Here is a 25290-nt window from a genome sequence, read left to right as displayed (position 1 = left end):
AACGATTCGGCCCTTAGCCCGTAAGGATGCTGATTCCGGGCGGATGGTTGCGCCCGCAACCATCCAGAGGTCCAGAGGTTCAGGGATTCAGAGGTACTGGGCGTAGGCGTCGAGCGCCCGCAGCACTTCCGGCTCGCCCGCCGGGGGTAGTTGCAGGACGATCTCCTCGATACCCAGGTCCGCGTAGTGCGCCAGCTTGCCCGCGCTCGGGAGGACGGCGTACGGGACGATCTGGAGGTGCTTGGGGTCGCGGCCCGCCGCGTCCCAGGCCGCGCGAAGCTTCGGGACGGACTCGGTCAGGCCCCGGCCGCCGATGGGGAGCCAGCCGTCGGCGTACTCGGCGATGTGGGCGAACAGCTTCGGGCCCGCCGCGCCGCCGATCATGGTGCGGGGTCCGTTCACCGGACCGCGCGGCTCCTGGACCGGCTTCGGGTACGCGTGGCTGGCCCGGACCGAGCCGAACTCGCCCTCGTACGCGGTGGGTTCGTCCGCCCACAGGGCGCGCATCTGGGCCATCCGGTCGCGGACCAGGTCGCGGCGGGACGGCCAGTCGACGCCGTGGTCGGCGGCCTCCTCGACGTTCCAGCCGTAGCCGACGCCCAGGGTGAACCGGCCGCCGGAGAGGTGGTCGAGGGTGGCGATCTGCTTGGCCAGGTCGATCGGGTCGTGCTGGGCGACGAGTGTGATGCCGGTGCCCAGGGTCAGGCGTTCGGTGACGGCGGCGGCCTGGGCGAGGGCGACGAAGGGGTCGAGGGTGCGGCCGTACTCGGGCGGGAGTTCGCCGCCCGCCGGGTAGGGGGTGTCCCTGCTCACCGGGATGTGGGTGTGCTCGGGCAGGTAGAGCCCGCCGAAGCCGCGCTGTTCGAGTTCGCGGGCGAGCCGCAGCGGCGTGATCGTCTCGTCGGTGAGGAAGATCGTTGTGCCGATCCGCATCTGAGGACACCTCCGTCGTGATCCGGTGAGGGACGAGAACCCAACGTATGCCGTGCGGTGCGGAAAGCCGAGCTTCCGGGCTTCCGGGCTTCCGGGCTTCCGGAAGGGCGGGGGCGAGGAGTCGGTGGCCCGGTCCGGTCAGGTCCACCGGCGTTCTTCCGTGGTTCACCGCCGGCCGCCAGGGTGTCAGGGGCGTGTCATTCCTCGCCACCCGCGACACCCACGACACCCGGGGAGCCCCTCTCATGTCCGGATCGCACTCCGCTCACGGCCGCCCGATGGCCAGGCGCGGCCTTCTCATCGGTACGGCCGCCACCGCTCTAACGTTGGGCACTGTGAGCTTCGCCGACGCCACCACCGCCTCGAACGCAGGCAACGAGGACACCAGGACCGTGCGCGGCACCCTGCCGGCCGGGTCGCCGGACTTCGTGTACCTGCCGGTCGAAGTACCGCTCGGGGTACGGGAGATCGCCGTCTCGTACGCGTACGAGAAGACCCCCGTACCGGCCGGGACACAGGGCAACGCCCTCGACATCGGCATCTTCGACGAACGCGGCACCGAACTCGGCGGGCACGGGTTCCGGGGCTGGTCCGGCGGGGCGCGCGGCAGCTTCTTCATCCGGGCGGACGAGGCGACGCCCGGCTACATCGCGGGGCCGGTGCGGGCCGGTACGTGGAACATCGCGCTCGGCCCCTACACCGTGGCGCCCGAGGGGCTGCCGTACGAGGTGACGGTCACCCTGCGGTTCGGGCCCGCCGGGTCCACGCCGGAGCCGGTGTATCCGCCGAAGCGGGCGAAGGGGCGCGGGCGGGCCTGGTACCGGGGCGACTGCCATCTGCACTCCGTGCACTCGGACGGCAGGCGCACCCCCGCCGAGATCGCCGCCGCCGCACGCGCGGCCGGGCTCGACTTCATCAACAGCAGCGAACACAACACGTACTCCGCGCACGGGGCGTGGGGCGGGCTGTGGGGCGAGGACCTGCTCGTCCTCACCGGCGAGGAGATCACCACCCGCAACGGGCACGTGCTCACGGTGGCCACCGATCCGGGCACGTTCGTGGACTGGCGCTACCGGGCCCGCGACAACCGGTTCGGGCACTACGCGAAGGCCGTGCGCCGGGCCGGCGGTCTGGTGGTGCCCGCCCATCCGCACGCCACCTGCATCGGCTGCCACTGGAAGTTCGGCTTCGGCGAGGCGGACGCGGTGGAGGTGTGGAACGGGGCGTACACCCCGGACGACGAGATCGCCCTCGCCGAGTGGGACAACTCCCTGGTCGCCGCCGTCCGTTGGGCGAAGCCGTGGGTCGCGGCGATGGGCAACAGCGACGCGCACCGGGAGCCGGACGTGGTGGGGCTGCCGCAGACCGTCGTCCTCGCCGACGAGCTGTCGCGCGAGGCGATCGTGGCGGGCATCCGGGCCGGGCACTCGTACATCGCGGAGTCGTCCGCCGTCACGCTCTCCTTCGGTGTCTCGGGCGGGCGCGGACAGCACGCGGGGATCGGTGAGCGGCTGCGGGTGGACGGGGACGACACCCCGGTCACCGTGCGGCTGGAGGTGACCGGGGCGCCCGGCTGCACCGCGCACTTCGTCACCGACCAGGGCACGCTGTTCACGGCCGGGCTGCCCGGGTCGGGCACGGGGGCGGTGGAATGGCGTACGACTCCGGCCTACGCCGCCTACGTACGGGCCGAGGTCCGGCATCCGGCGACGGTGCCGGGGCTGCCCGGAGCCATGGCGGCGCTCACCAATCCGGTGTTCCTGGAGGGGCGTCAGAGGCCCATGTGACCTCACGCCCCTGGCCCGGCTCCGGCTCCGGCACTGTCGCGGCGCGGAGACGGCGGGAGGGGCGGGACGGGGCGGTCAGTACGCCGAGGCAGGCGATGACCAGTGCGATGCCGGTCCAGCCGAGGGCCGGCAGGTGTTCGCCCACGACCAGCACCGCGAAGACCGCCGCCACGGCGGGTTCCAGCAGGGACAGGGTCGTCGCGGTGCTGACGGGGATCCGGGACAGGCCGTAGCCGAACAGGACGTACCCGGTGAACATCGGCACCAGCGCCATGTAGATCCCGACGCCCGCGTTCGTCCAGGAGGCGACCAGCGGCGCCCCGGTGGCCAGCAGCACCGGTACGAGCATCAGCCCGCCGAGGCCGAACACCGCGCCCATGGCCGCCCGCGAGGTGACGCCCCGGGTGATGAGGCGGTGGGCCGCCCACGCGTACACGGCGTACGTCAGGCCCGCGACCAGCCCGAGCAGCACGCCGACGACGGTCTGCCGGGCGGAGCCGGTGCCCGTTCCGGCACCGGCCTGCGCGGCCTCGGCCGCGCAGAGCAGCACCGTGCCGGCCAGCCCCAGGGCGGCCCCCGCCAGCCATCGCCGGGACAGGGTCCGGCCGTCCGCGAACCGCTCGATCAGGGCCGATGCCAGCGGGGCCGAGCCGATGGAGACGACCGTCCCGACCGCGACCCCGGCCAGATGCATGGAGGTGTAGAACGCGAGCGGATACAGCGCCACGCCCGCTCCCCCGACGAGCACGGTCCGCCACTGCGCCCTCAGCTCCGTGCGGGCCCCGGCGATGCGGCGCCCGGCCACCAGTGCCTGGAGCAGGCCGCCCAACCCCATCGCCGCCGCACCGATCGCCAGCGGGCCCACCTCGGGCGCGAAGGTCGCGGCGGTGCCCGTGGTGCCCCAGAGCACCGAGGCGAGCAGCACCGCGAGTGCGCCGAGGCCCGCTCCAGCTGTGGGCCGGGCCGCCGCCCCGGTCACAGGGCGCCCACCAGGGATGCCGCCAGGTCCCGGGCGCGCCGCATGCGCGTGCCGTCGCCTTCGAGGCCCGCGCGCACGATGGCCCCTTCGAGCAGGAACGCCAGGTGCTCCGCCACGGACCGGGCCTGCTCGTCGCGGCCGGGCAGCAGCTCCTGGAGGTGGGCGGCGAGCAGGCCCTCGACCTGTTCCTTGTGGTGGCGCACCACGGTCCGGCCCTCGTGCCCGGTGGGCAGTTCGGCGGCCGCGTTGAGCAGGCCGCAGCCCCGGAAGCCGTGCTCGTAGGCGAAATCGGCGTGGTCGGCGTAGGCGTCGAAGACGGCCAGCACGGCCTCCGCCGGTCCCTGCGCGTCGGCCAGGCGCCGCCGGTAGAGGTCGAGCCACTCCTCGTGCCTGGCCCGGAGGTAGGCACAGACCAGGTCGGCCTTGGAGTCGAAGTTGTTGTAGAGGCTCATCTTCGCGACGCCGGCCTCGGCCGTGATCGTGTCGATGCCCGTCGCCGCCACGCCGTCCGCGTAGAACCGGCGCGCGGCGGCGTCGAGAATCCGCCCGCGCGCCGCCCCGCGCCGCCGCTTCACCGGCTGCTTCTCCTCGGGCTTCGCCTCGCCCATGCCGCCCACCTCCTAATTAGGTAGGTCAGTCTACCTAACAGTGAGGGTGGCGGCATCCTCGGACCGGGGCGAGCCGATGCCGAGCCGCCGCACACAGGCCCGTCGCTGCACGACCGCCAGGCCCGCGACCGCCGCCCCGAGCACCAGCCAGCCCACCGGTCCGGCGGCCATCACCACACCGGTCAGCAGCGGTGGCCCGGCGGACTTCTGGATGGACTGCGACATTCCGGCCACCCCCAGATACGCGGCGCGGGCGTCCTGCGGCGCGAGCAGCACCGCGAGCTCCCACGAACTCACCGACCGCATCAGCTCCGCCAGCGTGACCAGCAGCGCCGCCGCGAGCAGGACCGCCCCGGCCACCCAGGCCCCGCCCCGGGTGGCGGCGGCCAGCAAGCCGCAGCACACGAACATCAGGACTCCGTACAGCAACACCGCCCGGGTCGCCCGGCGCGGCCCCTCCGCCCGCTTCGACACGCTCAGCTGGAGCACCACCACCAGCACGGTGTTGATGACCAGGAAGGCCGGGACCAGGGCGTGCGGCGCGGAGGTGCGGTTCACCAGCCACAGCGGCAGGCCGACGGCGAGGACCGAGTCGTCGAGGTTCATCGGGATGTCCAGGAGGGCGAACTTGAGGTACCCCCGGTCCCGCCACGGGCTGGACCTCCGGGCGGGAGCCCGCCCGTCCGGTACCGGAGCAGCGGGTGCCGCACCCCCGGACCGCGCCACCTCGACGGCGCTCCCCGCCGGCTCGCCGGTACGCCACACCAGCACCGCGGCGACGACGAACGAGAGCGCGTTGCCCAGGATCAGGACGCGGTAGGCGCCCGTGGTCCCCACCGCCAGGCCGATGGCCGCGAGCCCCGCGCCGACGCCGTAGCCCGCATTGGCCGCGCTGCGCGACAGCGCCTGGTACGCGGCGCGGCGCTCGCCTGCGGCCCGGGTGGCAAAGAGCATCTCCAGCGTCTTGGCGGCCCGGTCGCCCAGATAGGTCACGGCGACCACGGGGAGCAGCGCGTCGAATCCCGTGCACACCAGGACCAGGCCGAGCGTCACCAGCCGGAGCAGGTGACAGCCGATCAGCAGCCCGCGCACCGGGAAGCGGCCGGCCAGCCGCCCGGCCAGCGGGGAGCCGGCGATGCCCGCGACTCCGGCCACGCCCAGCAGCACCCCGATCTGCTGGGCGCTCAGATGCGTCACGAAGGTGAGGTACAGGACAGAGGACGCGGCCCACAGCCCCGAGCCCGTCCGGTCCACGGCCAGCGCGAGCAGCATGATCCGCGCGTTGCGGCCGCCCGGCGGATTGCGCAACTGCGCCAGCAACCCCGGCCCGCGCTCCCGCCCGCTTCCCTTTCCTCGCCCTTCGCGTCGCCCTTCGCCTCGCCGCATCACGCGCCCCCTCGGACAAGAGATCTTGAACAGCAGGACGAAGACTGCCGGGGAAACAGTCTCGATGTCAAGATACTTGATGGCGAGATACTTGCGTGAGGGCCGGTTCCGGACGGGCCCCGGACCGGCGCCGGAACCCGTCCCGGTGCGCTTCGCCACCAGGGGCGTCACAGTGGAAGGGGAACACCGGGCGGGGCTGCCGGAGGAGGTGTCCGGATGGACAGGACCGGCGACAACGGCGATCGGACGGGGCCGGCCCCCTGCTTCGTCGTGCAGATCCATCAGGCGCGGCGCATGCACTTCGACTTCCGGCTGGAAGTCGGCGGCGTACTGAAGTCGTGGGCGGTGCCGCGCGGCCCGTCGGAGAACCCTCGCGTGCGACGGCTGGCCGTCCCCACCGAGGACCATCCGCTGGAGTACCGCACCTTCGAGGGCGTCATCGCGAAGGGCGAGTACGGCGATGACACGGTGATCGTCTGGGACCAGGGCACCTACCGGCCGCTCAGCCACGACCGGTGGGGTGCGCCCGTGCCGTTCGAGCAGTCCCTGGAGGACGGGCACGCGACGTTCTGGCTCGACGGGACCAAACTGCAGGGCGAGTTCGCGCTCACCCGCTTCAAGGGCGGCGACGCCCCGGGCGAAGAGGTGTGGCTGCTGATCAAGGCCAAGGACGGACGGGCCACCCAGGAGAGTGCCGACCTGCCGGACCCGTACCTGGCACGCTCGGCCCGCACCGGCCGCACCCTGGCCCAGGTCGCGGCCGAGGAGGGCAGCGGGCCCCCGTGACCGCCCGCGACACCGTGGACGCCCTGCTCACCCGCTGCGGAACCACGTACGCGGCCGAAGCCGGGATCCGGCTGCGGAACACCCCGCAGCCGCTGTACCAACTCCTCGTCCTCAGCGATCTGCTGAGCGCCCGCATCCGCGCCTCCGTGGCGGTGTCGGCGGCGCGTGCGCTGTTCGCCCACGGCATGCGCTCACCGCAACGGATGGCCGGGGCGACCTGGCAGCAGCGGGTGGACGCACTGGGCGAGGGCGGCTACCGGCGTTACGACGAGCGGACCGCGACCCAGCTCGGCGAGGGGGCGCAGCTCCTGCTGGCCGACTGCGGCGGCGATCTGCGGCGCCTGCGCGAGGAGGCCGACGGCGACCTGGACGCCCTGCGGGCCGGGCTGCGGCGCACCCCGGGAATCGGCCCGGCCGGTGCGGACATCTTCGTCCGCGAGGTGCAGGCGGTGTGGCCGGAGGTGGCCCCGTTCGTGGACGGGAAGGCCCTCCAGGGCGCCGAACGGCTGGGGCTGCCCGCCTCCCCGGCGAAGCTGGTGGAGCTGGCGGGGTCGGCCGGGCCGACGGACGGGCACGAGGTCGCCGTGCTCGCGGCGGCCCTGGTGCGCGCCGCACTCGACAAGCACGTCGTGGACGACGTCAGGTCTCACGCCTGAGGGCGGCTCTCACCCCTGAGAACCGCCCTCCGCCCGAGGCGCCGCTGCGGCGCCCCGGTCAGCCCAGCATGTCCTCGATGAGGTCGGCGGCCCGCGAGGTACCGCCCTCCGCCCGCGCCTCGGCGCGGAGCGCCGCCGAGCGCCTGGCGACCTCCGGATCGGCGACCAGTTCGGTCAGGGCGGTCCGCAGGGCCTCCGCGGTGGCCTCGTCGGTGTCGATGCGGCGGGCCACGCCCAGCTCGACGAGCCGGTCGGCGTTCATGAACTGATCGGCGGCCTGAGGGACGGCGATCATCGGCGTGCCGGTGAACAGCCCTTCGCTGCTGCCGCCCATGCCCGCGTGGGTGACGAAGGCGTCGGACTGTTCCAGGATCGCCAGCTGGGGCACCCAGGAGTGCACTTCCACATTGGCCGGGATGGCGCCGAGCTCCGCGGGGTCCGTGTACTTGCCGATCTGGAGCACGACGTGCCAGCCGGGCAGGTCGCCGTAGGCGGCCAGGCACTGGCGGTAGAACTCCGGCCGCCTCGTGAACGCCGACCCCAGCGAGACCAGCAGCACGTTCTCGGCATCGGCGGGACGCGTCCACTCCCCCGTGTCCGCCCGGGTGCCGAAGCACGGGCCGACGAAGGTGACCGTGCCGGTGTCGACCCGGTCGGCGTGCGGCTGCATCGCCTTCGGGATCAGCGCCAGGGACCGCGCGGGCGGCCCGCAGAAGGCCTCCACGTCGCCGGTGGTCGCCCCGCAGTCGGCGAGCCAGCCGGTGAACCTGGCCAGGTAGGCGTCGGCGCCCGGCAGCTGCCACAGGGCCGCGGCGACCTCCTGGTCGTACCCCTCCCAGCCCACATAGGTCGGGGACAGCTGCAGGAGGGGGCGGTCCTGTGTCTCGCCGAGGACGCGCGCGGGGTAGGCGCCGATGTCGTAGAGATACAGGTCCGCGGGGTCGCGGTCGTAGACGGCGCGCAGCTGCGGAAGCGCCTGGACCGCGTCGTCGAGGAAGACGCCCATCGCGCCGATGGGGTCCTCGGGCCAGTCGTTGTCGGCGACCGGCAGCACGGAGCTGTAGGGGACGAACTCGGCGCCGGTGGCCTCGATCAGCCCGGCCACCGCCGGGTCGTTGGCGTAGGTCACCCGGTGGCCCCGGGCCACCAGCTCCCGGACGACCTCAAGGCTGGGCAGGACGTGGCTGACGGCGGGGATACCGATCATCGCGACATGGGCGCGGCGACGTGAGGTGCGACGTGACATGAAGGATCACTTCTTTTCAGATCTGCGGTGAATGGGACACAGCGATCCGGTGCGCCGGCCACGGGAACGAAACACCGTGGGCGCACTCGGATGCGGCGGGACGGGGTACGTGCCCCGCCCCTGTGTCAGCCGTAGATCTGATACATGAAGTACATGCCGGGACCCTAACCCGTCCCGGTGCGCACGCGCACGGGGTTTTCGGGACGCCCCACCGGTCCGCTCAGTCCTCCACGACCAGCGCCGGGGTCTCCTTGGTCAGCACCTCGCCGCGGAAGAACGACGGGCTGCGGCGCTGCATCACCAGCATCAGCACCACGCCGAGCAGCAGCAGCCCGACACCGATGACGAACACCGAGCCGACCCCGAGGACCGACGAGCCGGAGCCGTAGGCCGGGTCCCACATGTCGTAGAGGGTCTTGCCGAAGACCGCGGTGAGCAGGATGCCGCCGACACCCGGGAACAGGCCCTTGAAGACCAGGTCACGGAAGGAGCGGGTCAGGTCGGCGCGGAAGAACCAGACGCAGGCGAACGCCGTCAGCGCGTAGTAGAAGCAGATCATGAGGCCGAGCGCGTAGATCGTGTCGACCAGGACGTGCTCGCTGACCAGGGTCATGACCGTGTAGAAGACACCGGTCGCGACGCCCGCCGTGATCGTGGCCTTCCCCGGGGTCCGGAAGCGCGGGTGGACCCGGGCGTACGAGGCGGGCAGGGCCTCGTACGTGGACATCGCGAGCACCGTGCGGGCCACCGGGATGAAGGTGGTCTGCAGGCTCGCGGCGGCCGAGGCGAGCACGGCGACGAAGAGCAGGATGCCGAGGCCGGGGCCCATGACCGGACCGGCCAGCGCGGCGAAGACGTTGTCGGAGGTGCCGGGGTTGGCCAGGCCGAGCCCGGAGGTGCCGGATCCGACTGCCATCTGGGCGGCGACGCCGGTCGCCAGGTAGGAGCCGACGAGCACGACCATCGCGATGAGCGCGGCCCGCCCAGGGGTCTTCTCGCTGCCGGTGGTCTCCTCGTTGGCGGTCAGACAGGCGTCCCAGCCCCAGAACATGAAGATCGACAGCGACAGGCCGGCGGTGAACGCGGCGAACGACTGCACGGCGAACGGGTTCAGCCAGGACCAGGAGAAGTCCAGCGACGAGGCGAACTCGCCGCTGTGCGCCTTCTGCACGGCCATCGCCACGAACACCGCGAGGACGACGAGTTGGAGCCCCACCAGCGCGTACTGGATGCCCTTGGTGGCCGTCATCCCCCGGTAGCTGATCGCCGTGGCGACCGCGATCAGGGCGAGGCAGGTGACGATGTGGACGGGCTTGTTGTCGTCCAGGGCGGCGATGGAGCTGTTGCCGGTGATCTCGCCCGCCAGCAGCCAGAAGTACGACGTGGCGACGCCCGCCAGGTTCGACAGGACGATGATCGTCGCGATGACCAGGCCCCAGCCGCACATCCAGCCGACGCGCGGACCGAACGCCTTGACCGTCCAGGTGAACGAGGTGCCGCAGTCCGGCATCGCCTTGTTGAGCTCGCGGTACGCGAAGGCCACGAGCAGCATCGGCAGGAAGCCGGCCAGGAAGACGGCGGGCATCTGCACGCCGACCTCGCCCGCGGTGGAGCCGAGGGTGGAGGTGAGGCAGTAGACGGGGGCGACGGTGGAGATGCCGATGACGGCGCTGCCCATCAGGCCGACGGAGTTCCCGCCGAGGCCCTTGCCGCGTACGCCGCCGTCGACCGGGTCGGCGCCCCTCACTGTGTCTCCGGCCTGTGGCCGCGCGTCCAGCTGAGTCATGAAAAGGACGATAAACGCTACGATTTCCACATCCGGAACGCGAGACTCCGCTGTCTCATCCTTGAATTCCAGGTAACAATACGGAAAGACCTTGATTAATTGAAGGCCGTTCGCGATTTCTACCTTTCGATGCGAGGTCGAGACCCGACCGCAGCACCGTACGGGAACCGCAGCGCTGTCCGTTTTGTGGGCATTCAAAATTTCCCGTGGGTGTCCGCTGAGCGGACACCCACGGTCGCGTACCGGTTCAGCCGGGCCAGACGATCGACTGGAGTTCGCTGTACGCGTGCAGGGCGTACGAGCCGACATCGCGCCCGACACCGCTCTTCTTGAACCCGCCGAACGGGGCCTCCATGTTCCGCCCGATGGTGTTCACACCGACCCCGCCGGCCCGCAGCCGCCGGGCCACCCGGAAGGCGCGGGCCACGTCCGAGGACCAGACGTAGTCGATCAGCCCGTAGTCGCTGTCGTTGGCCAGCGCGATGCCCTCCTCCTCGTCGTCGAAGGGAACGACCACGACGACCGGGCCGAAGATCTCCTCGCGGACGACGCGCATGTCGTTGGTGCAGTCGGCGAGCAGGGTCGGGGCGACATAGAAACCGCGGTCGAGTCCGGCCGGGCGTTCGCCGCCCGTGACCACCCTCGCCCCCTCCTTCCGGCCCAGCTCCACGTACGACTCGACGCGGTCGCGGTGGGTGGCCGAGATGACCGGGCCGACGACCGTGCCCCTGGCCGCCGGATCACCCACCTTCAGATGACCGGCGTAGACGGCGAGCTTCTCGATCAGCGCGTCATGGACATCGCGCTGGACCAGGACCCGGGTCGGAGCCGTACAGATCTGACCGCTGTAGAAGGAGAACGTGGTGCCGATGCCCGCCACCGCCGAGTCGAGGTCCGCGTCGTCGAGGACGACCGCTGCGCCCTTCCCGCCCAGCTCCATCAGCTGCCGCTTCATCCCGCGCCCGCACACCTCGGCGATGCGCTGCCCGACCCCCGTGGAGCCGGTGAAGCTGACCATGTCGACGTCCGGGGAGTCGACGGCCGCCTCGCCCGCCTCCGGGCCCGACCCGGTGACGACGTTGACGACGCCCGGCGGAACGCCCGCCTCCTCCAGTGCCTCGGCCATCCGGAAGACGGAGAGCGGGTCCTGCGGGGCGGGCTTCACGACAACCGTGTTGCCCATGGCCAGCGCGGGCGCCACCTTGCCCGCCGGGTTGGCCCAGGGGTTGTTGTACGAGGTGATGCAGGTGACGACTCCGACCGGCTGGCGCACGGCCAGGGCCCCGAAGACCCCCGCCCGCCCCATCGGCCCGGCCTCGTTGATCTGCGGCGTGATCGCCTCCTCGACCGGCTCCAGCGCGCCCTTGGCGTACCGCCGGAAGCGGGAGGCACCGACGGCGACCTGCATGCCGCGGGCCGTCCCCGTGGTGGCACCGCTCTCCGCGCGGGCGAGCGCGGCGTTGCCGTCGAGGTCGCGCAGCATCAGGCCGGCCGCCCGGTCGAGGATCTCGGCCCGCTCCTCGGGGCGGGTGCGCGACCAGGTGCCGAAGGCCTCCCGGGCCGCGGCCACCGCCGCGTGCACCTGCTCGCGGCTCGCCTCCGGGGCGAGGCCGACCACCTCCTCGGTGGCCGGGTCGATCACCTCGTAGTGGCCGTGGTCGGGTTCGGTCCACCGGCCGCCGATGAACAGGCGGCGCTTCTTGTCGTCGCTCATACCGTGCTCACCGTCCGGGTGTCGCGGCCGGAACGGAGCACCGTGCCGGGGACCGCGCCGGTCACCTTGTCGTCGCGCAGCGTCTCCACCCCGTTGACCCGGACCGACACGATGCCGATGGCTTTGGAGTCGAGCCGGGGGCTGTCGCCGGGCAGGTCGTGGACGAGGGTGGCGGGACCGGCGTCGATGCGTTCCGGGTCGAAGAGGACGAGGTCGGCGTGGAAGCCCTCCTCGATCCGGCCCCGGTCGCGGAGGCCGAAGAGCCGGGCGGGGTCGTCGGTCAGCATCTTCACGGCCCGCTCCAGGGGGACGAGCCTGCGCCCGCGCAGGCAGTCGCCGAGGAACCGGGTGGTGTACGGGGCACCGCACATCCGGTCCAGGTGCGCGCCCGCGTCGGAGCCGCCGAGCATGACGTCCTCGTGCTCCCAGGTCTCGCGGCGCAGTGCCCAGGACGCGGGGTCGTTGTCGGTGGGCATCGGCCACAGCACGGTGCGCAGCTCGTCGGCGGCGCATATCTCGACGAGGCAGTGGAAGGGGTCGAGCCCGCGCTCGGCGGCGATGTCGCGCACCACGCGCCCGGTCAGTCCTTCGTTGGCCTCGCTGTAGGTGTCGCCGATGACGTACCGGCCGAAGTCGGCGAGGCGGCGGAAGACTCCGGCCTCCTTGCTGTCGGCGCGGCGGAGCATCTCGGCGCGGGTGTCCGCGTCGCGGAGCCGTTCGATGCGCTCGGGAACGGGGAGGGCGAGGATCTCGCCCCAGCCGGGTATGAGGTTGAGGGCGCAGAAGGTGCCGAGCGACATGTTCATCGGAGTGAGGATCGGCATGGTCAGCGCGACGATCCGGCCTCCGGCCCGGCGGGCCCGTTCGCTGGGCACCAGCTGGCGCGGTACGCGTTCGGGGACGGCGGCGTCGATGGTGAGGACGTTCCAGTTCAGCGGGCGTCCGGCGGTGGCGGTCATGTCGACGAGCAGCTCGATCTCCTCGTCGGAGAGCTGGTCGAGGCAGCCGGCCACGATCGCTTCGAGCTGGGTGCCCTCGTGCTCGCCGACGGCCCGGGAGAGGGCGAGGAGCTCCTCGGGCAGGGCGTGCCGGGAGGCGACAGGCTGCCCGTCGCCGTCGGAGTGGGTGCTGGACTGGGTGGTGGACAGCCCCCAGGCCCCGGCGTCCATCGCGTCGTGGAACAGCGCGAGCATGGCGCCGAGCTGTTCGGGGGTGGGCTGTCCGCCGGTCGCGTCGGCGCCCATGACGTGCCTGCGCAGGGCGCAGTGCCCGACCATGAACCCGGCGTTGACGGCGATCCGCCCTTCGAGGGCGTCGAGGTACTCGCGGAAGCTGGACCAGGTCCAGTCGACGCCCTCCTCCAGCGCCTTGAGGGCCATGCCCTCCACCCGCGACATCATCCGGCGCGTGTAGTCGGCGTCCTCGGGGCGCTCGGGGTGCAGCGGTGCGAGAGTGAACCCGCAGTTGCCCCCGGCGACGGTGGTGACGCCGTGGTTCATGGAAGGGGTGGCGTAGGGGTCCCAGAAGAGCTGGGCGTCGTAGTGGGTGTGCGGGTCGACGAACCCGGGCGCGAGGACGAGGCCGGTGGCGTCCTCGGTGGTGACGGCCTCCTCGGTGAGCGTGCCCGGTTCGGCGACGACGGCGATGCGGCCGTCGCGGATGCCGATGTCGGCGGGGTACGAGGGCCCGCCGGTGCCGTCCACGACGGTCGCTCCGCGGATGAGGTGGTCGAGCATGGCGGGGTTCCCTTCTGTGGTGGGTGGATGTGCAGCCGGGGTGCGCACGGCCGCGGTACGCACCCCGGCCCCACGGAGCGGCGGTCCGGGAAGACGCCGCAGCTCTGGAAGCCCCTCCGGCGATCGAGGAGCGGAGGGCCGGGGGCGGAGCCCCCGGAAACCACTACGCCGCGTCGCGGAAGCGGGACGTCCGGTGCACCGGGTCCGTGTCGATCTTCGGGATCACGTGCTCACCGATCAGCTTGATCGAGTTCAGCGTGTCCTCACGGCTCACCCCGATCGGCAGCCCGAAGCTCAGCTGGTCCGCCCCCGCCTGCTCCCACCTCTTGCACTGCGCCAGCACCTCGTCCGGGTCGCCGCAGATCATCAGCTCCTCGGCGATCAGCAGCTCGATGATCTCCTCGGTGTACTCCGGGAGCAGCTCGGGCCACTCCGGGATCCCCTCCGGCCGGGGGAAGGTGTCGTGGTAGCGGAAGAGCAGCGACTGGAGGTAGTTCAGCCCGCCGCCCACCGCGATCTCGACGGCCTTGGCGTGCGTCTCGGCGCAGATGGCCGTGGAGGTGACCATGACGTTGTCGTTGACGAAGTCCCCGACGGGCTCCGCCTCCTTGACGGCGTTCTTGTAGGACTCGACGACCCATTCCATGTCGGAGACCTTCTGCACGCTGAAGCCCAGCACGCCGAGCCCCTTCCTGCCCGCCATCGCGTACGAGGACGGCGAGCCGGCCGCGTACCACATCGCCGGGTGCGACTTCCCGTACGGCTTGGGCAGGATCTTGCGCGGCGGCAGCGACCAGTGCTTGCCCTGGAAGCCGACGTACTCGTCCTGGAGCCACATCTTGGGGAACTCGGCGATGGTCTCTTCCCAGAGTTCCTTGGTGTGGTTCATGTCGGTGATGCCCGGCATGAACCCGAGGATCTCGTGGCTGCCGGCCCCGCGCCCCGAGCCGAACTCGAAGCGCCCCTCCGACAGGTGATCGAGCATGGCGACCTTCTCGGCCACCTTCACCGGGTGGTTGACCGGGGCCAGCGGGTTGAAGATGCCGGACCCGAGGTGGATGCGGTCGGTGGCGTGCGCGAGGTAGCCCAGGTACACGTCGTTGGCCGAGATGTGCGAGTACTCCTCCAGGAAGTGGTGCTCGGAGGCCCAGGCGTACTTGAAGCCGGACTTGTCCGCCTGGATGACGTACTCGGTCTCCTCGATCAGCGCCTTGTGCTCTGCCCCGGGGTCGACCTTGGCCCGCGCGGCGGGCACATACCCCTGTACAAAGAGCCCGAATTCCAAGGGGGTTCACCGTCCTCAATCGTTTCTGACACTCCGTCAGATCTTGATGCGTCCGACTGTTCCACCGGCACCGTTACCCGTCAATAGCTGACACACCGTCAGCTTGGGTCGGCTCAGAACAGGCTGACGCCCGCCAGCCATCCCCCGTCGATGACGAACGGCTGCCCGGTGATGTACGAGGAGTCGTCCGAGGTCAGGAAGAGCGCCAGCGCCGCCACCTCCTCCGGCTGCCCGATCCGCCCCAGCGGCACCAGCTTCCGGTACAGCTCGGCCACCGCGGCCTTGGACTCCTCCGGGTCGGCGGACGGGTCCAGCGCCGCCGGGTTGGTCATCGCGGTGTCCACGGCCCCGGGGCAGACGGCGTTGACCCGTATCCCCTTCGCGGCCAGCTCCATCGCGGCCACCCGGGTCAGCCCGAGCACCGCGTGCTTGGTGGCGGCGTACGCGCCCACGAACGCCATGCCCGTGAGCCCGGTGTACGAGGCGGTGTTGACGATGGTCCCGCCGCCCGCCGCCTCGATCTCGGGCGCGACGTTCTTGATCCCGAGGAACGCGCCCACCTGATTGACCTGCACCACCTGCTGGAACTCCTCCAGCGGCGTGCTCAGCAGCTCGTTGAACCGGAGGATCCCGGCGTTGTTGACCAGCCCGTCGATCTTCCCGTAGGCGTCCTTCGCGGCGGCGACCGCGCCCTGCCAGTCCTCCTCCCGGCTCACGTCCAGGTGGACGAACCTGGCGGCCTCCTTCCCCAGCTCGCCCCGCAGCTCCTCGGCCAGCGCCTCGCCCTGCTCGTCGAGCACATCGGCGATCACCACCCGCGCGCCCTCCGCGGCGAAGAGCCGCGCCTCCTGCTCGCCCTGCCCGCGCGCCGCCCCGCTGATCAGTACGACCCGCCCGTCCAGCTTGCCCATGGCCTGACTCCTACCTGTCGAGATGGGGTGCGACCTCGGCGGCGAACGCCGCCATCTGGTCGGTCAGTTCGCTGCGGCTCCGGCTGCGGAACCGCACCTGGATCTGGTGGACGCCCATGGCCGCGTACGCGCGCAGCGACTGAGCGAGGGCCTCCGGCTTCCCGGTGAGGGTGCGCCGCCCGACGGACCAGTCCGGCTCACCGACGTACAGCGGCTCGGTGATCGCACCGATGACGATCGGCGCCTCGACCCCGGCCGCCTCCCGCAGCTCCTTCAGCCGGGCGATCTGCGCGGGCAGCTTCTCCCGGGGATCGCCCTGCGGCAGCCAGCCGTCGCCCCGCACGGCCGCCCGGCGCACCGCCGCCGGCGAGGAGCCGCCCACCCAGACCGGCACCCGCTCCTGGGCCGGACGCGGCAGCTGCCCGAGGCCGCCGAAGGAGATCCGCTCCCCCGCGAACTCCGGGTACTCCTCCGGGCCGAGCGCCGCCTTCAGCGCGTCGATGGTCTCGTCGAGCACCCTGCCCCGCCCGTCGAAGTCCGCCCCGAGCGCCTCGAACTCCTCCGCCACGTGCCCGGCGCCGACGCCGAGGATCAGCCGGCCGCCGCAGAGGTGGTCGAGGGTGGCGTACTGCTTGGCGGTGACCAGCGGGTGGCGCAGCCCGACGACGGCGACATGGCTCATCAGCAGGACCCGCGCGGTGATCCCGGCGAGATAGGCGAGGGTGGCGACCGGGTCGTACCAGACGGTGCTCATGACCCCGGCGAGCCGCCGCGGGATCGCGACATGGTCGCAGCTCGCCAGATAGGCGAAGCCGGTGCGGTCGGCGGTCCGGGCGATCTCGGCGAGGTCGTCCGGACCGGCCGCCGCCTCCCACCCCTCGGCGTAGATGGTGCTCTGCGACTGGATCGGCAGCTGCATCCCGTACGACAGCGGCCCGGTGGTCGATATCGGCATCGAACGGCCTCCTCCCCGAGGGAATCTGACACACCGTCACTTGACGGGCGCGGGGGCCATCGTGATACCTGACGCCTCATCAGGCAAGGGGCGGGGAAGGAGTGGTTACGAGGCCGGGGGCCTGCCGTCGGCGTCCCGGAACAGGAACTCGCCCTCGATCTCCAGCCGGGTCGGGGCCTTGCTCCCGTCGTAGAAGTTCACGTCGTCGCACTCCCCGGTCCAGCGCAGCCGGAGCAGCTCGCCGTCGCGCGCGACCACCGTGATCCGGTTGTCCCGCAGCGGCTCGTGCTCGAAGTAGTAGAGCAGCGACATGGCCGAGTCCTCGCCCTCGGCCACCCCGGGCATCAGGAACGTACGCCCGACCAGCCGGTCGATGTCCGCCTCGGCGGCCGCCATGGCGACGCCCACCTCGGCGGACGGGGCCGCGCCCGCGTCGGCCGTGTCCTCGCAGCGCCGCGCGGCGTCCGGGTCCGCCAGCGCCTCGAACCAGACGGTCACCCCGGCGTTCGCGTCACCGTCGTGCGAGCGGATCACCCGCACCACCGCCGTGTCGAGGCCGTACTCCTCGTCACCGTTGAACCGGTGCAACACCAGGCGCCCGCCGGGGACCGCCCCCTCGCCCCGCGACCCTCCCATGGCCACCACCTCCGGGCCCAGCCTCGCACGGCAGAGCGGGCGTCTCCGCGGAGGTCGGAGCAGGGGCGGAGAGGGGGCGGCGTCCGGCACCGCGTCCGACGGGCAGCCGGCCTAGGCCTCGGTGTCGGCGTCGCCCTCGTAGTCGTCCCCGCCGGTCGCCGCGCTCTCGGGAGCCGCGTCGCTCCCCAGCGCCGCGCCCTCGTCCTCGTCCTCGTCGCCCTCGTCCTCGTTCTCGTCCGGCGCGGCCTGGACGCCCACGCCCTGCGAGGAGGACACGTTCTGGTCGATGGCGCCCCCACCGCCGTCGTGGTCGCTGCCCGCCGTGCCCTTGCTCAGGGGGGCAAGCACATTGAGCGTCCGGTCCACCTCCAGCCAGGAGTCGGCGTTGGAGTTGTCGATGGTGATCACGGACGGACCGTGGTGTGTCTCCATGCCGCCGTCGGGGGCGTCGGCCCAGGCCGCTCCGGCGGCCAACTGGCCCTGGCAGAGCGCCCCGAGGGCGATCACCAGGACCGCACGCGTCTTCGACGAGGTGAATCCCATTGTTCCTGCTCTTCCTTCTTGCCTGTGGTGCACATGGCGCCGGGACCCCGCAGTGCACGGTGACACACCATCGGGGCCCGGCATTCGGACGGTCAGGTGACCAGCCGGGCCGACCGCACCCGGCTCCGCCACGTCCGGATCAGACGGTCGCGGGCTCAGGGGCGGGGTGGTGCCTGCTGATGTTCTTCTCCAGCAGCTCCGTCGAGCGCTGCACCCCGATCCCCTCGGAGGCCACGAACTCGGGAAGCCGCCCGTCGGACCGCTTGAGATCCGTCAGCGCGCTGTCGATGGCCGCGTGCGCGGCGAAGAGGCAGGGCGTGCTGTAAATGGCCACCTGGCACTCCAGGTCGGTCAGTTCGGAGAGCGAGAGCCTGGGCGACTTGCCGCCCGCGATCTGGTTGAAGAGCAGCGGCTTGTCGCCGACCACCTTCCGGATGCGCTTGATCCACTCGACGCTGCGCACCCCGTCGACCAGGACGACATCGGCGTCCGTCTCGGCCAGCGCCTCCGCGCGGCGCAGGATGTCGGACTCCTCCGTGGCGTCCGTGCGGGCCACGACCACCAGGTCACGCCTGCTCTCCAGTACGAGGTTGAGCTTCTCCAGGTACTCCTCCAGCGGCAGCACCTGCTTGCCGTCCGCGTGACCGCACCTGCGCGGGCGCTTCTGGTCCTCCAGGATGACGCCGGAGGCGCCGATCCGCTCCAGTCGCTGCACCACGTGGCAGGCCACCTCGGGGTCGACGTAGCCGTCGTCGATGTCCACCAGCAGGTGGTGGGAGGGGAAGGCCAGCCGCAGCCGCTCCACGAAGGCGACCATGTCCGGCCAGGCGATGAAGCCGATGTCGGGCAGCCCGTAGTGGGAGGCGGCGAAGCCGAAGCCGGACACGAAGAATCCGTCGTAGTGGCGGGCCACGACGGAGGCCGAGTACATGTCGTAGATACCGATGAGCGGAGTCGTTCCCGGGGACCGGACTTCGGCCCTCAGCTCAGTTCCGTAACTCACAGCGCCTCTCCTTGACCAATGGATGAACGAGTGTTGAGCGATGCCGTCCCGGGCACTGCGGGCTCCGTCGACGCCGGGCCCCGGAGCCACTGATGCCGCGGGCGCGGAAGCACCACGCGCGGACTCGCCCGCCAAAAGAGGCAGCGGTATTCCGACCGCACGGGACGCAAGAAAGCTGCCCACTTGCGAAGGCTCGTATATCCATACATCCGTGACCGTGTCTTTACTCTGGGACGCGCCGCTTTTTACCCTGCGTGCGAGGCTTCTCGGGTGCACGCCGGGGGCTCGTTGCGGGCGCACGAAATCCGGCGGACGCTTCCTTTCGGATCATCCGAAACAACAACTCGGGAAAGCGTCGAATGCCTTGCGTATACGCTGTGTTGACGCCCCAAGGGACCGCCGGAGCGGCGGCAGCGGAGGACGCCGTCCGGCATTACACCGGACCGTCCGAGCAGTAACGTTCCACCCCTCAGGGGTACGCCGACGACTGATCCACCGGTCGAACTGTTCGAGCAGATGCCCCACATAGTTTTCCAGCCGCCTCGTGATCGCCTCGGTGATTGCTCGGAGCCGCGGAACTCGACGAGGACAACATGAAGCTGCTGCAGCAGAGGATCTCTGCTGCAGCAGCGGCCGGGGCTGTCCCGATCCCTGGGCGGGTTCGGGACAGCCCCCTCAGAACTGTTCAGGTCATGCAGAGCCAGGAATGCAGACCGCGTACGACTGGACGGTCTGCGGGCCGGCACCACTGTTGTACGCGGAGACGTGCCAGGTGTTGGTCGGGGTGTCCGGGTAGCTCGCGGTCCAGTGGATCTCATCGTTCTGCAGCTGGTTCACGGCGCCTCCCCCGGTCAGCACGGTCCCGGCAGGGCAAGTGGCAATGATGTTCTCGACACTGCCGCCGGCGGGAATGAGCGTGGCTGCGCTGGTAGCAGTCTGGGACGGACCGACAGGCCCGGCGGGCCCGGTGGCACCCGTCGGACCGGTCGCGCCGTCAGCACCGGCCGCACCATCGGCACCAGTCGCACCGGTCGCACCCGTCGGACCCGTCGCACCATCAGCACCGGCCGCACCATCGGCACCGGTCGCACCGGTCGCACCATCGGCGCCGGTCGCACCCGTCGGACCCGTCGCACCATCGGCACCGACCGCACCATCGGCACCGGTCGCACCCGTCGGACCCGTCGCACCATCAGCACCGGCCGCACCATCGGCACCGGTCGCACCCGTCGGACCCGTCGGACCCGTCGCACCATCAGCACCGGCCGCACCATCGGCACCGGTCGCACCGGTCGCACCCGTCGGACCCGTCGCACCATCAGCACCGACCGCACCATCGGCACCAGTCGCACCGGTCGCACCCGTCGGACCCGTCGGACCCGTCGCACCATCAGCACCGGCCGCACCATCGGCACCGGTCGCACCGGTCGCACCATCGGCGCCGGTCGCACCCGTCGGACCCGTCGCGCCGTCAGCACCGGTCGCACCATCGGCGCCGGTCGCACCCGTCGGACCCGTCGCACCATCGGCACCGGTCGCACCCGTCGGACCGGTCGCGCCGTCAGCACCGGCCGCACCATCGGCACCGGTCGCACCCGTCGGACCCGTCGCACCCGTCGCACCCGTCGCACCATCAGCACCGACCGCACCATCGGCACCAGTCGCACCGGTCGCACCCGTCGGACCCGTCGCACCATCAGCACCGACCGCACCATCGGCACCAGTCGCACCGGTCGCACCATCGGCGCCGGTCGCACCCGTCGGACCCGTCGCACCATCGGCACCGGTCGCACCCGTCGGACCCGTCGCACCATCAGCACCGGCCGCACCATCGGCACCGGTCGCACCCGTCGCACCACCAGCACCGGTCGCACCCGTCGGACCCGTCGCACCATCAGCACCGGCCGCACCCGTCGGACCCGTCGCACCATCAGCACCGGCCGCACCATCGGCACCGGTCGCACCCGTCGGACCCGTCAGACCCTGCAGACCCGTCGCACCCGTCGGACCCGTCAGACCCTGCAGACCCGTCGCACCTGTCGGACCCGTCGAACCCTGCAGACCCTGCAGACCCGTCGCACCTGTCGGACCCGTCGAACCCTGCAGACCCTGCAGACCCGTCGCACCCGTCGGACCCCGCAAACCCTGCAGACCCGTCGCACCTGTCGGACCCGTCGAACCCTGCAGACCCGTCGCACCTGTCGGACCCGTCGAACCCTGCAGACCCGTCGCACCCGTCGGACCCGTCGAACCCTGCAGACCCTGCAGACCCGTCGCACCCGTCGGACCCATCGAACCGGTGGGGCCAGTCGGACCAGTGGGGCCCGTCGGACCGGTGGCGCCGGTCCCCGGGTAGTCGTCGCAGAACGGAACGGTGGTCTGTGTCGAGATGTAGCGGGCGCTCATCCAGCCACTGCCGTTGGACAGCAGGTACCACAGGGAGTTGCCGCCGACGTTCTGGCCGAACACCTGGCAGGCGATGGACACCTGGCCGCCGGACGGCACGCTGCCCACGATCGCCGACTGGGTGGTGGGACCGCTGCGGATGTTCTGAGAGATGTTGGAGATGACCGTCCCGGACACGCTGGCCAGCACCCGGCTGGCCATCACTCGGTTGGACGCCTGCGCACCCATGGGGTTCGGCGCCCCGTGAGCAGCGCTCATGGGGCACAGCGCCAGCGTCATGCCCAGCGACATGGCGCCCAGGGTCGAGCGAGACAAAATGTCCCAACTTCTCGATTTGTACATCTCGGTTCCTAACCACTTCTGCAGGGATTGGAGCCGTGAATGTGACATTTGCAACGAGTGATCGGCATATGTGCCACGCGTCGATCTGCCGTTTGAGCGCGGACCACACCTCTTGCGGGTGAGGCCGACACAACCATCTACCCCTATTTTCAATGTAATTGGATCTATTGGTTATTTCGGCGGAGACGGTATCGGACAATTGAGGGAATCCGGGTGCGAAACCGAGCAGGCCGTCCCGGAAACACCGCGTCGCGCCCCGTGCGCTCACTTCCGGTACAGCGCCTCGATCTCGGCCTCGAAGTCCCGCGCGACGGCGTCCCGCTTCAGTTTCAGCGAGGGCGTCAGATGGCCGCCCTCCTCGGTGAAGTCCACGGGCAGGACGGTGAATTTACGGATCGACTCCGCACGGGAGACCAGCCGGTTGGCCTCGTCGACGGCGCGTTGCAGCGCCTTGCGCAGTTCCTCGTCGTCGACGAGTTCCCGCATCGGCAGGTGCTGCTTCTTCGTCATCTGCCGCCAGTGGGAGAGCCCGTCCGGCTCCAGGGTGATCAGGGCGGTGATGAAGGAGCGGTTGTCGCCGACCACCATGCACTGGCTGACCAGGGGGTGGGCGCGCAGCCAGTCCTCCAGGGGTGCGGGGGTGACGTTCTTGCCGCCGGAGGTGATGATGATGTCCTTCTTGCGGCCGGTGATCGTGAGGTAGCCGTCCTCGTCGAGCGCGCCCAGGTCCCCGGTGGCGAACCAGCCGCCCTCCTGCACGGGTACCGGCCGGCCCCGTTCGGCGTCCCAGTAGCCCTGGCTCACCTGACCGCCGCTGAGCAGCACCTCTCCGTCGTCCGCGATCCGTACGGCGGTGCCGGGCAGCGGCCAGCCGACGGTGCCCAGTCGCGGCTTGAGCGGCGGGGTGACGGTGGCGGCGGCGGTGGTCTCGGTCAGGCCGTAGCCCTCGAAGATCTCGATGCCCGCGCCCGCGTAGAACGCCGCGAGCCGGTGGCCCAGCGGGGAGCCGCCGCAGATCGCGTACCGGACATGGCCGCCGAGCGCGGCCCGGATCCGGCGGTAGACCAGCGGGTCGTACAGGGCTCGGGCTGCCCGCAGTCCCAGCCCGGGGCCGGGGCCGGTGCCGTGTTCGGCGGCCTCGACGGCCTCCCCGTACCGCTGGGCGATCCGGGCGGCGCGGTCGAACGACGAGGCGCGGCCCATCTTCTCGGCGGTGGCCCGGCCGGTGTTGTAGACCTTCTCCAGCACGTACGGGATGGCCAGCAGGAACGACGGCTTGAACCCCGCCAGGTCGGCGAGCAGGTCCTCGGTCCGGATGGACGGGGCATGGCCGAGGCGGACCCGGGCGCGCAGGCAGCCGATCGCGACCATCCGCCCGAAGACATGGGAGAGCGGGAGGAACAGCAGGGTGGAGGCGGGGTCCTTGCTGACCGACTTGAAGACCGGGTGGAGCAGCTCGATCGCGTTGTCGACCTCGGCGAAGAAGTTGCCGTGGCTGAGCACGCAGCCCTTGGGGCGGCCGGTGGTGCCGGAGGTGTAGATGAGGGTGGCGGGGGTCTCCGGTTCCAGGGTGGCGCGGCGGGCGGCGACGGCGTCGTCGGGGACGTCCCGGCCGAGGGTCTTCAGCCGGCCGAGCACGCCCGTGTCGAACTGCCACAGGTGGTCCAGGTCGCCGAGCTGCTTGCGCTCCTGGCTGATCAGTCGGCCCTGGTCCGCGGTCTCGACGGCGCATGCGACGGCGCCGGAGTCCTGGAGTATCCAGCGGGCCTGGAAGGCGGAGGAGGTCGGGTAGATGGGGACGGTGACGAGCCCGGCGGCCCAGGCCGCGAAGTCGAGCAGGGTCCACTCGTAGGTGGTCCGGGCCATGATCGCGATCCGGTCGCCGGCCCCGAGGCCCTCCGCGATCAGGCCCTTGGCGACGGCGAGCACCTCTTCGGCGAAGGCCGCCGCCGTCACGTCCCGCCAGCCGCCGTCCGGCTGCTTGCGGCTGAGCACGGCGTCGGCGGGGGCCTCGCGGGCGTTGTCGAACGGGATCTCGGCGAGCGAGCCGCGACGGACGGGCGGCGCGGCCGGCGGTACGGAGACCTGCCGCACCGAGCCGTCCGCGGCCCTGACCTTGGTCGGCTCGACGAGGATGGGGACGACGGCGGGGGCGGTGGGTGACGTGGACACGTGCGGCTCCTCAACGTGGGGTCGGGTGATCCCGCCGGGTCCGTCCGGCGGCCGGTTCGTCCGAGGCGTCGGGGGCATGGCGGATGCCTCGGGCGTCTCGGGGGCAGGAGGTCAGGGGCGTTCGAGGATGGCCGTGACGCCCTGGCCGCCCGCCGCGCAGATCGAGATCAGGCCCCGGGACGATCCGTCGCGCTCCGCCAGGAGCTTGGCGAGGGTGGTGACGATCCGGGCGCCGGTCGCGGCGAACGGGTGGCCGGTGGCGAGCGACGATCCCGCGACGTTGAGCCGGTCCCGGTCGACGGGGGCCAGTCCCTGCTTCTCCCAGGCCGCGAGGGTGGCCAGCATCTGGGAGGCGAAAGCCTCGTGGATCTCGAACAGGTCGAAGTCCTCGATGGTGAGCCCGGCACGCTCCAGCAGGCGCGGTACGGCGTACGCGGGCGCCATCAGGAGCCCGTCGTCGCCGTTCACGTGGTCGACGGCGGCGGTCTCGTACAGGGAGAGATAGGCGAGCGGCTCCAGGTCGTGCGCGCGGGCCCATTCCTCGCTCGCCAGCAGTACGGTCGCGGCGCCGTCGGTGAGCGGGGTGGAGTTGCCCGCGGTCATCGTCGCGTCGGGGTGGTCGGTGCCGAACACCGGCTTCAGCGTGGCGAGTTTCCCGGCCGTGGAGCCGGGGCGCAGGTTCTGGTCACGGGTCAGGCCCTGGAACGGGACGACGAGGTCATCCAGGAAGCCGCGCTCGTACGCCGCCGCGAGCCGCTGGTGGCTGGTGGCCGCGAGGAGGTCCTGGTCCTCGCGGGTGATGCCCCACCGGCGGGCGGTGACCGCCGCGTGCTCGCCCATCGAGAGGCCGGTGCGGGGTTCCGCGTTGCGCGGGATGTCCGGGACGAGGTGGCGGGGGCGTACGCCCGCGAGCGCCTTGATCCTGCCGCCCGCCGTCTTCGCCCGCCGGGCGGCGAGGAGCAGCCTGCGCAGCTCGTCGTTGACGCCGAGGGGCGCGTCGCTCGTGGTGTCGGTGCCGCCCGCGATCGCCGAGTCGACCGCCCCGAGCATGATCTTGTTCGCGGCGGCGACGACCGCCTGGAGGCCGGTGCCGCACGCCTGCTGGACGTCGTACGCGGGGGTGCGCGGGTCGAGTGCCGAGCCGAGCACGGTCTCCCGGGCCAGGTTGAAGTCGCGGCTGTGCTTGAGCACGGCGCCCGCGACGAACTCGCCGACCCGCTCCCCCTGGAGCCCGAACCGCTCGACCAGGCCGCCCAGCGCGGCCGTGAGCAGCTGCTGGTTGGAGGAATGCGCGTACGGGCCGTCGGAGCGCGCGAACGGAACGCGGCTGCCTCCGATGACCGCGACCCTGCGGGGCTGCGGGAGTTCGAGGGGGATCATCTCGACCAGCTCCTGACTCTTGAGTAACCTTACTCCGGAG

Annotated in this window: 20 protein-coding genes and 1 pseudogene; 3 read left to right on the top strand and 18 right to left on the bottom strand. The window is 71.5% G+C overall.

Going from position 1 to position 25290, the window contains the following annotated elements; all coding sequences use genetic code 11:
* Positions 1-87: 87 nt before the first annotated feature.
* Positions 88-933 carry an LLM class F420-dependent oxidoreductase gene (locus tag OG842_RS22705; RefSeq protein ID WP_266732108.1) on the bottom strand — a complete coding sequence of 282 codons (846 nt, stop codon included), beginning with the start codon at positions 931-933 and terminating at the stop codon, positions 88-90.
* Between the two features lie 278 nt (positions 934-1211).
* Here OG842_RS22705 and OG842_RS22700 point away from each other — a divergent pair, with 278 nt between their 5' ends.
* Positions 1212-2720, top strand: coding sequence for a CehA/McbA family metallohydrolase (locus OG842_RS22700; protein ID WP_443064069.1), 1509 nt, complete (start codon positions 1212-1214; stop codon positions 2718-2720).
* On the opposite strand, the gene OG842_RS22695 is transcribed toward OG842_RS22700, so the two are convergent.
* Genes OG842_RS22695 through OG842_RS22685 form a run of 3 tightly spaced genes read right to left on the bottom strand, consistent with a single transcriptional unit; the run spans position 2677 to position 5627 of the window.
* The gene (locus OG842_RS22695) at positions 2677-3699 is read right to left on the bottom strand and encodes a DMT family transporter (RefSeq protein ID WP_328512448.1); all 1023 of its coding nucleotides are present in this window, start codon (positions 3697-3699) and stop codon (positions 2677-2679) included. The two genes, OG842_RS22700 and OG842_RS22695, sit on opposite strands and share 44 nt — an antisense overlap.
* Positions 3696-4307, bottom strand: coding sequence for a TetR/AcrR family transcriptional regulator (locus tag OG842_RS22690; protein WP_328512447.1), 612 nt, complete (start codon positions 4305-4307; stop codon positions 3696-3698). Before OG842_RS22690 ends, OG842_RS22695 begins: the two co-directional genes overlap by 4 nt.
* A 30-nt stretch (positions 4308-4337) precedes the next feature.
* A complete protein-coding gene (locus OG842_RS22685; protein WP_266732102.1) occupies positions 4338-5627 on the bottom strand; it encodes an MFS transporter in 1290 nt (429 codons plus the stop codon).
* Positions 5628-5909: 282 nt separating this feature from the next.
* Here OG842_RS22685 and OG842_RS22680 point away from each other — a divergent pair, with 282 nt between their 5' ends.
* Entirely contained in the window at positions 5910-6479 is a 570-nt protein-coding gene (locus OG842_RS22680; RefSeq protein ID WP_266732100.1) for a DNA polymerase ligase N-terminal domain-containing protein, read from the top strand.
* Positions 6476-7135, top strand: a complete 660-nt coding sequence (locus tag OG842_RS22675; protein WP_266732098.1) for an endonuclease — start codon at positions 6476-6478, stop codon at positions 7133-7135. The genes OG842_RS22680 and OG842_RS22675 overlap by 4 nt, the downstream gene beginning before the upstream one ends.
* Before the next feature lie 58 nt (positions 7136-7193).
* Here the strand turns inward: OG842_RS22675 and OG842_RS22670 are convergent, their stop codons facing one another.
* From OG842_RS22670 to OG842_RS22605, 14 genes and pseudogenes are all read right to left on the bottom strand, one after another.
* A complete protein-coding gene (locus OG842_RS22670) occupies positions 7194-8381 on the bottom strand; it encodes a macrolide family glycosyltransferase (protein WP_323185771.1) in 1188 nt (395 codons plus the stop codon).
* 220 nt (positions 8382-8601) lie between these two features.
* Positions 8602-10167, bottom strand: a complete 1566-nt coding sequence (locus tag OG842_RS22665; protein ID WP_266732096.1) for an APC family permease — start codon at positions 10165-10167, stop codon at positions 8602-8604.
* Between the two features lie 247 nt (positions 10168-10414).
* Complete coding sequence (locus tag OG842_RS22660; RefSeq protein WP_266732094.1) at positions 10415-11881, bottom strand: aldehyde dehydrogenase family protein; 1467 nt, start codon at positions 11879-11881, stop codon at positions 10415-10417.
* Positions 11878-13617 carry an N-acyl-D-amino-acid deacylase family protein gene (locus tag OG842_RS22655; RefSeq protein WP_266732092.1) on the bottom strand — a complete coding sequence of 580 codons (1740 nt, stop codon included), beginning with the start codon at positions 13615-13617 and terminating at the stop codon, positions 11878-11880. Before OG842_RS22655 ends, OG842_RS22660 begins: the two co-directional genes overlap by 4 nt.
* Before the next feature lie 163 nt (positions 13618-13780).
* Positions 13781-14902, bottom strand: a complete 1122-nt coding sequence (locus OG842_RS22650) for an LLM class flavin-dependent oxidoreductase (RefSeq protein ID WP_266732090.1) — start codon at positions 14900-14902, stop codon at positions 13781-13783.
* Between the two features lie 113 nt (positions 14903-15015).
* Positions 15016-15813, bottom strand: coding sequence for an SDR family NAD(P)-dependent oxidoreductase (locus OG842_RS22645; RefSeq protein WP_266732088.1), 798 nt, complete (start codon positions 15811-15813; stop codon positions 15016-15018).
* A 10-nt stretch (positions 15814-15823) separates the two neighbouring features.
* A complete protein-coding gene (locus OG842_RS22640) occupies positions 15824-16768 on the bottom strand; it encodes an LLM class F420-dependent oxidoreductase (RefSeq protein ID WP_266732086.1) in 945 nt (314 codons plus the stop codon).
* A gap of 105 nt (positions 16769-16873) precedes the next feature.
* Positions 16874-17404, bottom strand: coding sequence for a hypothetical protein (locus tag OG842_RS22635; RefSeq protein WP_266732084.1), 531 nt, complete (start codon positions 17402-17404; stop codon positions 16874-16876).
* 111 nt (positions 17405-17515) lie between these two features.
* Entirely contained in the window at positions 17516-17947 is a 432-nt protein-coding gene (locus tag OG842_RS22630; protein WP_266732082.1) for a hypothetical protein, read from the bottom strand.
* A gap of 139 nt (positions 17948-18086) precedes the next feature.
* Positions 18087-18950 carry an isocitrate lyase/PEP mutase family protein gene (locus tag OG842_RS22625; protein WP_266732080.1) on the bottom strand — a complete coding sequence of 288 codons (864 nt, stop codon included), beginning with the start codon at positions 18948-18950 and terminating at the stop codon, positions 18087-18089.
* Positions 18951-19640: 690 nt separating this feature from the next.
* On the bottom strand, positions 19641-19787 hold the full coding sequence (locus tag OG842_RS22620) for a hypothetical protein (protein WP_266733866.1): 147 nt from the start codon (positions 19785-19787) through the stop codon (positions 19641-19643).
* 1608 nt (positions 19788-21395) lie between these two features.
* Positions 21396-21557: pseudogene (locus tag OG842_RS45245) on the bottom strand (hypothetical protein); the annotation flags it as partial.
* A gap of 405 nt (positions 21558-21962) precedes the next feature.
* Positions 21963-23870: an AMP-dependent synthetase/ligase gene (locus tag OG842_RS22610; protein WP_266732078.1), complete on the bottom strand. Its 1908-nt coding sequence runs from the start codon at positions 23868-23870 to the stop codon at positions 21963-21965.
* Between the two features lie 111 nt (positions 23871-23981).
* Positions 23982-25250 carry an acetyl-CoA C-acetyltransferase gene (locus OG842_RS22605; RefSeq protein WP_266732076.1) on the bottom strand — a complete coding sequence of 423 codons (1269 nt, stop codon included), beginning with the start codon at positions 25248-25250 and terminating at the stop codon, positions 23982-23984.
* Positions 25251-25290: the final 40 nt, after the last annotated feature.

It is taken from the genome of Streptomyces sp. NBC_00376 (genome assembly GCF_036077095.1).
Taxonomy (GTDB): Bacteria; Actinomycetota; Actinomycetes; order Streptomycetales; family Streptomycetaceae; genus Streptomyces.
This window is presented reverse-complemented; position numbering and strand designations above follow the sequence as displayed.